At 45.0% G+C, this 12,358-nt stretch carries 11 protein-coding genes, 1 tRNA gene and 1 pseudogene; 7 read left to right on the top strand and 6 right to left on the bottom strand.

All coding sequences use genetic code 11. The features are described 5' to 3' along the window. Nucleotides 1-76: 76 nt before the first annotated feature. Complete coding sequence (locus HYN43_RS20705) at nucleotides 77-499, bottom strand: Ohr family peroxiredoxin (RefSeq protein WP_119411131.1); 423 nt, start codon at nucleotides 497-499, stop codon at nucleotides 77-79. Nucleotides 500-586: 87 nt separating this feature from the next. Next, nucleotides 587-943 (bottom strand): YciI family protein, encoded by a 357-nt coding sequence (locus tag HYN43_RS20700; protein ID WP_119411130.1) that lies wholly within the window; start codon nucleotides 941-943, stop codon nucleotides 587-589. A 180-nt stretch (nucleotides 944-1,123) separates the two neighbouring features. Here HYN43_RS20700 and HYN43_RS20695 point away from each other — a divergent pair, with 180 nt between their 5' ends. From HYN43_RS20695 to HYN43_RS20675, 5 genes are all read left to right on the top strand, one after another. After that, entirely contained in the window at nucleotides 1,124-1,471 is a 348-nt protein-coding gene (locus HYN43_RS20695) for a winged helix-turn-helix transcriptional regulator (protein WP_119411313.1), read from the top strand. A gap of 266 nt (nucleotides 1,472-1,737) precedes the next feature. Next, nucleotides 1,738-2,079: a flagellar basal body-associated FliL family protein gene (locus HYN43_RS20690; RefSeq protein WP_119411129.1), complete on the top strand. Its 342-nt coding sequence runs from the start codon at nucleotides 1,738-1,740 to the stop codon at nucleotides 2,077-2,079. 255 nt (nucleotides 2,080-2,334) lie between these two features. Further along, a complete protein-coding gene (locus HYN43_RS20685) occupies nucleotides 2,335-3,339 on the top strand; it encodes an ABC transporter transmembrane domain-containing protein (RefSeq protein WP_119411128.1) in 1,005 nt (334 codons plus the stop codon). Continuing rightward, complete coding sequence (locus HYN43_RS20680) at nucleotides 3,332-4,708, top strand: HlyD family secretion protein (RefSeq protein WP_119411127.1); 1,377 nt, start codon at nucleotides 3,332-3,334, stop codon at nucleotides 4,706-4,708. Before HYN43_RS20685 ends, HYN43_RS20680 begins: the two co-directional genes overlap by 8 nt. 25 nt (nucleotides 4,709-4,733) lie before the next feature. Continuing rightward, nucleotides 4,734-6,188: a TolC family protein gene (locus HYN43_RS20675; RefSeq protein ID WP_119411126.1), complete on the top strand. Its 1,455-nt coding sequence runs from the start codon at nucleotides 4,734-4,736 to the stop codon at nucleotides 6,186-6,188. A gap of 650 nt (nucleotides 6,189-6,838) precedes the next feature. On the opposite strand, the gene HYN43_RS30800 is transcribed toward HYN43_RS20675, so the two are convergent. Both HYN43_RS30800 and HYN43_RS31000 read right to left on the bottom strand, forming a co-directional pair. Continuing rightward, on the bottom strand, nucleotides 6,839-7,225 hold the full coding sequence (locus tag HYN43_RS30800) for a hypothetical protein (RefSeq protein WP_245446963.1): 387 nt from the start codon (nucleotides 7,223-7,225) through the stop codon (nucleotides 6,839-6,841). After that, nucleotides 7,222-7,575, bottom strand: a pseudogene (locus tag HYN43_RS31000) (SDR family NAD(P)-dependent oxidoreductase); the annotation flags it as partial. The pseudogene HYN43_RS31000 and the gene HYN43_RS30800, both read right to left, overlap by 4 nt. Nucleotides 7,576-8,068: 493 nt before the next feature. Here HYN43_RS31000 and istA point away from each other — a divergent pair. Together istA and istB are read left to right on the top strand one after the other, a co-directional pair. Next, nucleotides 8,069-9,598 carry an IS21 family transposase gene (istA, locus tag HYN43_RS20660; RefSeq protein WP_245446919.1) on the top strand — a complete coding sequence of 510 codons (1,530 nt, stop codon included), beginning with the start codon at nucleotides 8,069-8,071 and terminating at the stop codon, nucleotides 9,596-9,598. A gap of 20 nt (nucleotides 9,599-9,618) precedes the next feature. Beyond that, on the top strand, nucleotides 9,619-10,380 hold the full coding sequence (istB, locus tag HYN43_RS20655; RefSeq protein WP_119407387.1) for an IS21-like element helper ATPase IstB: 762 nt from the start codon (nucleotides 9,619-9,621) through the stop codon (nucleotides 10,378-10,380). Between the two features lie 302 nt (nucleotides 10,381-10,682). Here istB and HYN43_RS20645 read toward each other — a convergent pair whose 3' ends face one another. Together HYN43_RS20645 and HYN43_RS20640 are read right to left on the bottom strand one after the other, a co-directional pair. Further along, nucleotides 10,683-11,897, bottom strand: a complete 1,215-nt coding sequence (locus tag HYN43_RS20645) for a site-specific integrase (RefSeq protein ID WP_119411125.1) — start codon at nucleotides 11,895-11,897, stop codon at nucleotides 10,683-10,685. Nucleotides 11,898-12,147: 250 nt separating this feature from the next. Continuing rightward, nucleotides 12,148-12,235 (bottom strand) — tRNA-Ser (locus HYN43_RS20640). Between the last annotated feature and the right edge of the window lie 123 nt (nucleotides 12,236-12,358).

Here is a 12,358-nt window from a genome sequence, read left to right as displayed (position 1 = left end):
TTTAGTTGTTAAGGAATTAACACAATTTTTACAGTTGTTTTCCTGGTCCAATTGTCTATTTGATTCAGTAGCGTCTTTAAAGGGAATTTGTTGCAAGTTCATAAACCGTGTCAATATTTCCCTTTGTTGCTTTTGAATACGAACAAATTGACTTTGCCGCTTCCACCAGTTTTTTCGCGGTATCATTATCCACGTCGTTTATTTGAACAAGAAGATGCGCACCAATATCAAAATTGCCGTTATCATGTAAAACACCAATTTTAGCTGTTACGGTAACTTCTCCAATTTTAACTTTTTCGATTCCTGCAGCAACTGTTACACTCGTACCAAAACAAGCCGACCAAGCTGCCGCGAAAAGTTGTTCCGGATTGGTTGCCTCACCAGCACCTCCCATTTCTTTGGGAAATCTGATATCGACATCCAATAAACCGTCAGAAGATTTTGCGTGACCGTTACGACCTGCTAAGGTTGTCACTTCTGCTTCATAAATTTTTTCCATTTTTAATTTTTGTTTAACTGTTCATTTGTTTTTGATTTATGCGCTAACGGAGAATGAGTTTTGGGTATTTCAACCTGGAGTTGGGCATTAATTTTCCAAGTTTTGAATTTGAACCGGGCGAACTTCTACTTTTCCGTTCTCTTCAAAAATAGGGCACCCTTTTGCAATCTCTACCGCCTCATTAATGTCTTTTGCGTTAACGATGAGGTAACCACCGATCATTTCTTTGGCTTCCATAAAGGGACCATCTGTCACGACTTTATCTTTTCCGCTTACCTGTTTACCGGTAGTTTGAAGAGGTTCTCCCCCTGCGAGTATCCCTTTCTGACCAAGACCCTGCATCCAGGTTATCCATGATTGGATGTATGCCTTAACTTCTTTTGAATCTTCGGCACCGTGGACGTGAGTGTCTCCGCCTCTGAATAAAAACATAAATTTTTCCATTTTACCATCAACTTTTGATTGTGCGCTACTAGCTCCCGTAATTAAATTTTTTATTTTATCCTGATTATTTTATATTTATGTTTGTACTTCAAATTTACATACCTATTTTGCTTAAAACAAGTACTAATAAAAACTATACATAGTTATATAAAAAGTACTAATATTGATAATCAGTTAGTTATGAATGAAAATAATTTAGTTTTTAATGAAAAGACTTGTCCGGTAACTGCAACGATGCAAGTAATTGGCGGAAAATGGAAAGCGATTTTAATTAATGCCATTTACCAAACGTCGCCGGCCCGGTTTGGGGAATTAAAGCGTTCTGTGACAGGAATTACCCAATCAATGTTAACATCGCAATTAAGAGAGTTGGAAGATGATGGGATTATCAATAGAAAGGTTTATGCAGAAATACCTCCGAAAGTGGAATATACATTGACGGAGTTTGGGCTTACCCTAAGTCCTATTATTTTATCAATGGCGGAATGGGGCAGAAAATATAAGTTTAATCAGGCACAAAAAAAATGAAAGATCAAACTCTTTTTAGATATGTTTAATATTGTTCTCAGCCAGTATGGAGATGCCGGGCTTCTGCTAAATACTCGCCTCAGTGAATTTACTTACAATCGGTTTCACCATAAAGGCCTGGACTTATTTATTGCCGCCACCGGATATGTGGCGGTAGCCGATCCATTGTAATGACTTTACTTAAAAGTTTTACTGAAAGTTTGCCATTCAAAGTAAATTAGGCACAATATTTGATAACTGTGGACTCGAAGACGATTGATTCAAACATGAACACAACGACATTTAAACTGCTGAGGTCACTGGCTTTTATCTCGGTCTTGATTTTAAAGATGTTCATCATTGTCTCTCCTGTTTTTTCAAACAACTATCAACAGAACGATATTCAGATAGAAAAGGAATCTAAAAACGATAAGGAAGAGGCTGAAAAAGAGCAATTTAAGCTAAAAGATGCCTTTGATAAAGAGTATCTTTATTTGTCGCATCATGCGCCGGTGATCGGTCTTGATGATGTAGCTCTTCATAATTTATTTTTGCATCCCATTTATTCCCCTGATCACCTCGCCGCTGTTCCTACACCGCCACCCGATCATTGCTTATCTTATCTATAGGTCAAAGCCGGTATAACATGCCGATCTTTGCCTGCCTTTTATGCAGATTTGAAACACTGGCATGTCATCGGTTGCGTCCTATGGTGTGTACATGTCTGGATCACCGCGTTCATTATGTATGTTTGGCAGATTAAGTTCCTCATAAAAGCAGGCTGACCTTAAGTAATAACAACTTAAAAAATGAACTAAAGTTTACCGGTGGATAATAGCTTTCAGCCATTATCCGCTAAAAGGCAATCAACCTTAATAATTGAAATGAGAAATCATCATCAAACCATTTTGCTTACGCCCTGGCAAAAGCTGGTGCGTATACTGCACCACGAGCGTTCAACAATTAACTACATTTATATATATGCTATTTTGATAGGGCTTATTGGCCTTACCCTGCCCTTAGGAACAACCGCTGTTTTCAACTTACTTTCTAACGGGGCGTTGTATAGCTCAACCTATATATTGATAGCCGCCATACTCATCGGAATTCTTGTTGGCGGATTATTTTTAATAACCCAGCTATCATTGGTGGAAGTTGTGGAGCAAAGGATATTTGCCAAAATGGCAATGGAATTTGCCTACCGCCTGCCCCTCATTAAAAAACAGGCTTTGGAAGGCGAAAATCCACAGGAACTTGTAAACCGCTTTTTTGATATTTTAACCATTCAAAAAGGGCTTACCAAGTTATTGGTGGATATTATAGCGGCAGCCGTGCAGATATTTTTCAGCGCCATACTACTGTCGTTTTATCACCCGTTTTTTATAGGTTTCGGCATGCTGGTAACCATTGCCATTATTGTCATCATCGCGCTGTATTTTAAACGTGGTGTTAATACCAGCATCGAAGAATCTGAATATAAATACGAGGTGGTGGCCTATCTCGAAAACGTAGCATCAAACCTTGATGCGTACCGCGACAACGAGAAAAAACGCATGGAGGTGCTTGCAAAAACGGATGAGATCACCGCTAACTATCTGCAGGCCCGTAACGACCATTTTGGCGTTTTGAAACGCTTTTTTACCAGCGCCATCATGATCCGTACACTACTGATGGGAGGCCTTTTACTATTAGGATCTTACTTTGTAGTTGACCGCCAGATGTCTTTCGGCCAGTTTGTTGCTGCCGAAGTGATTGTTGTGCAGATAACTTACGCCATTGAAAAATTAATGACCAACATGAATACCGTATTTGATATGGTAACCGGCAGTGAAAAATTATCTGTGGTTACCGATCTGGCAATGGAAGAAAGAGAGGTACAACATGGCTAAGAAATCAGCTGATTTATTACAAATAGATAACTGGGAAGAAATGTTCACCCAGTCGTCGGCCACAGTTTTGCCGGCTAAAAGCGCCCGAATGTTCGGCCGAATTTTGATCGGGTTACTGATCATCATTATCATTATTATGTTTTTACCATGGCGACAAACTATTCCCGGCCGGGGTACGGTCACCGCTTTGCGCCCGCAAGACAGGCCGCAAACGGTTCAGAACCAAATTGGCGGCCGTATTGAACGCTGGGCCGTACGCGAAGGCCAGGAAGTAAAAAAGGGGGATACCATACTGGTGATTTCCGAAACCAGCCAGTCGTATTTCGACCCTGAACTTCCCCAGCGTTTAAAAGAGCAGTTAGCTGCGAAACAGGGAAGTGAAAAAGCAGCGCTTGCTAAAATTGAGGCGACCAACTCGCAGATAGCTGCCCTGAATAAAGGTTTGAAACTACAGCTAACCGCTGCCGAGAACAAAGTGACCCAGGCGCAGAACTATGTAGACATTGATAAAGCCGACCTGGCAGCGGTGCAAAAATTTTACGATATCAGCAAGGCACGGTTAGACCGTTACGAAGCCGGTTATAAAAACGGTCTTTTCTCCCTGACCGATATCGAATCGAGAAGGCTGAAATTACAGGAAGATTATGCCAAGGTAATCAGCCAGCAAAACAAGCTGAACAATTCGCGCCAAAACCTCATAAACTCGAGTATAGAGTTGGATAATATCAGGGCCAAATACCAGGAATCTCTCGCCAAAACAGAATCCGACCTTAGTTCGGCGATATCCGGCAGGGCCAGTGTACAGGGCGAAATAGCCAAACTGCGCAATGATATCTCTAACGTAGATATCCGCCGGGGTTTGTATGTTGTGCGTGCGCCACAAAGCGGCTATGTGGTAAAAACGCTTAAAGCCGGTATTGGCGAAAACATTAAAGAAGGCGAATCTGTAGCTACGCTGCAACCGAAAACGCCCTTGGTAGCCGCCGAATTATACGTTAGCGCTATGGATGTGCCGCTGATTTTGGATACCAGCGATGTGAGGTTACAATTTGAAGGCTGGCCGTCCATACAGTTTGCCGGTTGGCCATCTGTTGCCGTAGGTACATTCGCTGGTAAAATCTTCGCCATCGACCGTGTTAGCAGCAGCAGCGGTAAATACAGGGTGCTTATAAAGCAAACGCTGCCGGTGCCATCGCAAGATGAACCCTGGCCAACGCAGCTACGGCAGGGCTCAGGAGTTTACGGCCGTATCATTTTACGGTCGGTGCCGGTATGGTATGAGATCTGGCGGCAGTTGAATGGCTTCCCGCCGAGTCTTGAAAAAGAACCCAGCAAGGAAACTACAGATGGTAAGGACAAAAAAGGTTGATCTGATCACTTAAATAAGTAATTACATGCATAAACCACATATAAAGTTAAAGCATATTGGCTTGTTGCTGGCACTTCTGCTCAACTTTGCAGGAGCATGGGCGCAAAACAAGCCAGGTGCTGATACCACAAAGATTTTTTCGCTCGAAGATTTAAGGATGATGGTATTCAGGTATCATCCCATCATAAAACAGGCTGCCCTGTTTAATGAGGCAGCCAAAGCCAACGTACTACAATCGCTTGGATACTTTGATCCGGCTTTGAAAGCCAGTTTTGGCCGTAAGGTGTTTGGCGAAACCGAATATTACAACCACTGGGATAGTGAGCTTAAAGTGCCGCTATGGCTGGCCGGTGCCGACCTGAAAATTGGCTACGACCGTAACGTGGGCAAGTATACCGACCCTGAAACCCGCACCGGTTTAGACGGACTTACGGGAGTAGGTCTCAGTATCCCCATAGGCCAGGGCTTTGTTATCGACTCGAGGCGGAACACGCTGCGGCAGGCTAAAATAATGGTTGAATATGCCGAAGCCGAACGCGTAAAGCAGGTGAACAGCACCTGGTATGGTATTGTTAAAGATTACTGGGCCTGGTATTATGCCTACCGCCAGCTTGTTCTGTCGCAGGAAGGGGTTGACCTTGCTCAACGCCGGTTTAAAGCCGTGAATGCGCAGACCCACTTAGGTGATAAAGCCTCGATAGATTCGGTTGAGGCTTACATTACCGTGCAGGAGCGTATTGTACAGTTGGATAAGAATAAGGTAGAGCTGCAAAATGCAAGGCTTGTACTATCCAACCATTTATGGAATGAACAAGGCAGCCCGCTTGAACTGCCCGACGACGCCATACCCCAGTTGGTTGGTGCTAACGTTGAAAAGCCCGGCCGCTTTGTGCTTGATACCCTGGTACAACAGGCTGCAAACCAGCACCCCGAATTGGTAAAGTTACGCACCAAGGGAAGCCTGTTAGCAGTAGAACGCAGCTATCGCCGTGAAATGCTGAAGCCCAAGATCAATATATCAGGCACGCTGTTGTCAGCACGGCGCAACTTCAATTCGTACGTTCCGGATTATTATGATTTTAACTGGAGCAATTACAAAGTGGGGCTTGAGTTTGTGTTCCCCCTATTCCTACGTTCGGAACGGGGTAAGTTAAAAGAAGTTAAGCTAAAACAACAACAACTGGAATACGATATCCAGCAATCCGGCAGGGAAATTAAAAATAATGTCCTATCTGCCTACAACGAGTTAACCGCTTATGAGGCTCAGGTTAAAGTGCAATCGCAAAGCGTAAAAAACCAGGAAACTTTGCTCAAAGGCGAGATGCAAAAGTTTGAACTGGGCGAAAGTACACTGTTCCTGATAAACAGCCGCGAAACGAAGCTGATTGATATGCGCATTAAATTAGAGAGCATGGTTGCCGGCTATCAAAAATCACTTGCCGAATTGTATTACAAGGCAGGCAGCAGGCAAGAGCTGTAGTTATTTTTCGGGGGCCGTGCAATAATGCACCGGCCCCTTTTTACTAAAACTGCCAGTTTCCAGCCCATAGTTAAACATGTATTTAAATCGCTAGCCCGGCCATTGCTACCCTTGTGAGGGTAATCATCCCGAGGCAAAAATGGTTCTCCGGTGAAAGCCTGAAAATCGAGTGGATCGCCGGCGCGCCGGATAAGACGTTTAGTCAATCTTGACGCCCAGATATTTCAATTACCGGTTGCTAAGGAAAAAATCCAATAGTTGAAGATATCCGGATCTTCATTTAAAAGAAGACTTTCCGCTTAAGGCCTGTATCAATACACTGGTCGCTAAATTACAGTAGAGCAAACCGGCTATCAGGGTCATTTATGTACTTTTAAGTACATAATATGAAAGCAAGGGTAGGATCTGCAGCGCGTGCATGCCCACGAATGAGCGATACGCGGGTCGCCGAATTTTTAACTCCAGTTCAGGAATGCCAGCCCTGGCCCGCCGTCGGGCCCACCAATAGTATGACTCATCCGCGCACCCATTACGGCTCCTTCTAATGAGAAGATCACAAACAGGATCAGGCTGATCCTGATGCTCCATAGATAATGATCAGAAAGATCGGGAAAATCACCGATCAAAAACAGGATCGCAATGTAGCCCGTTTACAAGGCAATAAAAGCTGCGGCAATACCCATCAGCCGGAACAAAACGGCATAAGTAGTCGTGCTCATGTTATAGTGAGATAATTGTCCGCGGCCAGCCTGTACAGCGATATAAACGAGTTCGAACCCCAATAACAAAATCACTGCGTAATTGAACATTCTGACTTCAAGACCGGTCAGGTAAGCCACAAACCAGGCCTTGGTAGAAACATACAGGCAAATTGAAAGGGCGAATTTTGCGGGCTTGGACCAGGCATTGCTGTCCATGACGCGAATATTGGGTACTTGTGATAAAACAAGAAAAATAATACCCGACAGCAGGCATACAGCGCTGAAATAAAATAGCGCCTCTTTTCTGAACTTGAGTTGCTGGATAAAATAGATCATATCTTTGGTTTTAAGGGTTGAGGACTTGCTAAATTCATTTTGATCTTCATCAGGATACCTCCCGGTGTAATAAGGGGTAGTTTGGCGATCAACCGGTTTTTCCAGCCGACCACCCTGATTTCCCTGCCGTTTAAAAATAATTCCACCCCAGCGTTCGCCACCCTTTCAGCACTTTCAGGTTTATTCGTCCGATAGGCATTGGTCGACAGCATTTCGGGAGTATTGAACAGTGTGTCTACCTGTCCCGGGCAAAGTGCGGTAACAATGACGCCCCTTTCACGCAGTTCTGCTGCTACCTTCTGGCTAAAAGCAATGACGAAAGCTTTGGTAGCCGAATAGATCGAATAGTAGGGGAAGGGAAAAAATGATCATAGTGAGGCCATATTCATAATACGTCCTTCCCCCTGATCGGCCATATCCGCTCCAACCGGTTTGGTCAGGATCACTAAGGCGCTTACATTCAAGTTGATCATATTCAATTTTTACCGAGAGGGGTCTCGGTGAAATTTCTGTAATTTTGCGAACTATTCATCTTTACTGGGTTTTTAATGGCTTAGTTTGAAATTACTTTTTGTTGAATATCGGCTTTAGATTATGGGAATAGCTGTTCTTCTCCTAAAATTGGATATTACTCTTTTTCTGCGAAAGTGCATTTTATACGTGCAAAGGGGCGAATGATAACTCATTGTGGAGAATTCGCTGATATTGACCACCTGATTCCGCGGGAAAGTGACCACCTGATTCCGCGGGAAAGTGACCACCCCGAACGAGCCACTTATGCTGTAGAAGCAGGCCTATTTTTGAGGTTTAACAACTTCACTAATGGCCAACACTACGATAAGCATGAGTAAGATAAGACAGATCCTAAGGATGTACAGCCAGGGCCGCAGCAAGCTATCGATAGCGGCCCAGTCCGGCGTGTCACGCAATACCGCAAAGAAGTACCTTGTTGCGTTCGATGCCAGCGGCTTTACGTTCGAAGAGATCAATACCCTTAATGATAAAGAGCTGGAGGACTTCTTTGGCAAAAGCAGTGAACGCCCCCCGGACAAGCGCATGGTGGCCCTGCAGCGCTGTTTCCCGCAGATAGATAAAGAGTTAAAGCGTGTCGGCATGAACCGCCGCATCCTGTGGGAAGCTTATATCAAAGAGTTCCCTGACGGGTTCAAGTACACCCAGTTCTGCTTTTATTACAACCAGTGGAAAGCCCGCGTGAACCCCACGATGCACCTGGATCATAAAGCCGGTGATAAGCTGTATGTGGACTTTGCCGGTGAAAAGCTAAGCATAACGGACAAGGATACCGGTGAGGTCATCGAGGCCGAGGTGTTCGTTGCTATCCTTGGTGCCAGTCAGCTAACTTACGTAGAAGCTGTGCTGAGCCAGCAGAAAGAAGACTTTATAGCAGCCTGCGAGAATGCCCTGCACTTTTATGGCGGCGTACCTGCCGCCATCGTTCCCGACAACCTGAAGGCTGCCGTTACCAAAAGCAACCGCTATGAGCCAACACTGAACGAGACCTTTGCCGACTTTGCCGACCATTACGGAACGACCATCTTACCAGCGAGGGCGTACCGCCCTCGCGACAAAGCACTGGTAGAAGGAGCTGTTAAGATCGTTTACAGCCGTATCTACGCACCTGTTCGCAAAGAGGCCTATCATACCCTTGCAGAACTGAACACAGCGGTCAAAGCCGCTTTAGAAGCACATAACAGCCAGCCGCTGAAAGGCCGCAATTACAGCAGAAAGCTCCAGTTCGAGGAGATAGAACGCCAGGCTCTCTCGCCATTACCGGCATTACGTTATGAGTTCAAACGGCAGCACCAGGCCACCGTAATGAAGAACGGGCATGTTTGTCTTGGTATCGACAAACACTACTACAGCGTACCGTACCGCTTCATCGGCAGGAAGGTCAAACTGCTGTATTCCCGCACCAACGTAGAGGTCTATTACCACTACGAACGCATTGCCATGCACAGGCGTATCAAAAGCCCTTACAGCTATACTACGGATAAAGACCACCTGGCTTCGACACACCGCTTTATGACCGAATGGACACCAGATAAGTTCCTGGAATGGGCGGCATCCATTCATGAGGATGTGAGGCTTTACATCCTGAAGATACTGGACCGGAAGCAACACCCGGAACAAGCTTACCGCTCCTGTATCGGTATCCTCAGCCTGGCGCGTAAGGCAGGTAACGAAAGGCTGGCCAGCGCTTGCAGGCGTGCACTCGGTTATGGCGTTTATAACTACAAGACCATACAGCAGATACTGGAGAACAAGATGGACAGCTACGAGGATAGCTTATTTGCTGACGAACTGCCTATGCCCAGCCATGACAATATCCGTGGAGAGAACTACTATAAATAACCATTAATAAATAGATCGATATGAACACGAACACCTTGGACAAACTTCGCAAGCTGAAGTTCTTTGGCATGTACCATGCCTTTAAAAGCTGCCTGGAAACGGGCCAGACCGCTGAATACACTACTGATGAACTGCTGGCCCACCTGGTAGAGGCCGAATGGGACGACCGGCAGAACAGGCGCATAGAGCGTACGATCATGTATGCTAAGTTCCGCTATAAGGCCTCGGTAGAGAACATCCACTACCATGCCGACCGTAGTATCGACCGCAATCAGGTAATGCGCCTGGCAGACTGCCACTTTATTGACCGGAATGAGAACCTGTTGATCACAGGCAGCACCGGTATCGGCAAAAGCTATATCGCTTCTGCTATCGGACACCAAGCCTGCATACTGGGTTACCGCGTGTTCTATGCCAGCACACCCAAGCTCTTTGCTAAGCTGAAGATGGCTAAGGCAGATGGTTCCTATATGAAGGATGTCGCCAAACTGGAACGCCAGCAACTACTGATCCTGGATGACTTCGGTATACAGCCTTTTGATGCGCAGAGCAGGGCTGCACTGATGGAGATCATTGAGGACAGGCACGGTAAAACGTCATTGATCATTACCTCTCAACTGCCGGTCAGTAAATGGTATGAGGTCATTGGTGAAAAGACGATCGCTGATGCTATCCTTGACCGTATCGTGCATGATGCGCACCGGATGGAACTTAAGGGAGAGTCGATGAGAAAAAGAAGGCCGGCAGAGCCCGAAAAAAGCTATCTGCAAAACACACTTTAAATAACTACTTTTGACAACGCTTCTACAGCGTTCGCTGCGCTCGTTCGCCAGCACTTTAGGTGGTCAATTTGCCACGGAATCACCTGGTCAACTTCTCCGTATTATACATCCTGACCATCTTGCTCTTCTTCGAAGATACGTCGGCCAATGTACCAGTACATCCTGACACGTTCAAAATCTACAGAGCGAACTGCCGATTCTCTCGCCGTACTTATTATCGATTGTATATCACCGATGATCGATTTCGATGCTTCCATATAATATTTTGTATTTTTAAGTTGTTGGTAGACAGGCATCAATTTTCACGAGCCAATTTTTGATCGAAGGGCGCTCATGTCCCTGCTTAGTTTCAGATTTAGCACTTTAGCATACTCCTGTGTGGTTTTAATGCTCGCATGACCCAGCATAACAGACACGCTTTCTATAGGCACATCGTTGGCCAGCGTTATCGTAGTAGCAAAAGTATGTCGTGCGATATGAAAGGTCAGGGTCTGCTTGATCTTACAGAGTTCAGCGATCTCCTTCAGGTAGTCGTTGACCTTTTGATTGGAGGGTACCGGGAAGAGCAGCCCGGTATTGGCGCACTTAGGATGATACTCATATTTTCGTATGAGTTCAATAGCCTGCGGTAAAAGCGGGACCCGGGTTGGGATATCGGTTTTTTGGCGATTTGTCATGATCCATATTTCGCCGTCGTAGCGGTCAGTCAGGTGCTCACGGTGGAGATTCTTAATGTCAATGTACGCCAGGCCCGTGTAGCAGCTGAACAGGAAAATATCCCTGATCTGTTCCAGTCGTGCAGACGAAAAGTTCTTTTCGGCAATACGGTTCAGGTCGTCTTGTTCCAGGCATACCCGGTGAACCCGTTTCGTTTTGCCTTTGTATTTCAGGAATGGGTTGCGGTCAATCCAGCCGTTATCCAGGCAGATGGTGATGATCTTTTTAAAGTTCCTCATGTACTTAACGGCCGAATTATTGCCGCAATTGCGCTCTGATCTTAGCCAGAAATCATAATCCGTAATGAATTGGTGATCTACTTTTTTGACAGGAATATCTGAAAGATTAAAACGCCACTTGAGAAAGCGCTGTGTATGGCTCAACGATATTTTATACCGGCTTAGTGTACCTTTTGAATTTTCTTTGCCGACGAGCTTACCGAATTTCTCGTTGTGATTGTCAAAGATTTCGATGAGCATTTTCGGGTTCTCTTCTTTGCCCAGGAAACGACATTTCAAACTCTCTGCGGTAATGTCATCTCCCGCTTTGATCATTGCTGAATGCGCGTCATCGATCTTCGCGCGTAGGGTGTCGAGGTAATTATTGAGCGATTTTACGGTTTCTTTCGTTCCCTTCATTCGCCCTGCTGATGGGATCCACTGCGAAGGTTCACAATCACGGCCGGTGGTGATTTCTGTGCGCTTACTGTCAATCGTAATACGCATGTAGATAGGCATAGGACCTGTCTGATAGCTCTTTGGTCTCTTCAAATAAAAGAGCACACTGAAAATTGTCTTCATAATGACTCACTAAATGGTTAAACAAATATCGGTTTGCGGCCATTTTCTGACAAGATGTTCATTTTTTTAACTGGCTGTCAATCAGTGTTTTAAACCCTTTCTGGTGAGTTAATCAATTGATTAACTTTACTCACCGAATTACTCACCGGACATACACGAAAAAGCGTATAAAACAGCTTGTAGGGTAAAAATTAAAAGCCTGATTTCGTGCGAAATACAGGCTTTTAGTCATTTTTGGTATGAAAATCAGCGGAGAGGGAGGGATTCGAACCCTCGATACCCTTTTGGAGTATACACACTTTCCAGGCGTGCTCTTTCGACCACTCAGACACCTCTCCGTTTAAATGCGGATTGCAAAGGTAAAATATTTGCCCTTACTAACAATAAAAAAGCGAAGCCAGGTTTAACCGGGCATCGCTTCACAAAAACTTAACTCTACTTATAAAAAATTGCACTCGCAT

Origin of the sequence: Mucilaginibacter celer (assembly GCF_003576455.2) — a bacterium.
Classification (GTDB): domain Bacteria; phylum Bacteroidota; class Bacteroidia; order Sphingobacteriales; family Sphingobacteriaceae; genus Mucilaginibacter; species Mucilaginibacter celer.
Note: the sequence above shows the minus strand (reverse complement) of the source record. Positions and strands in the feature narration are given on the sequence as shown.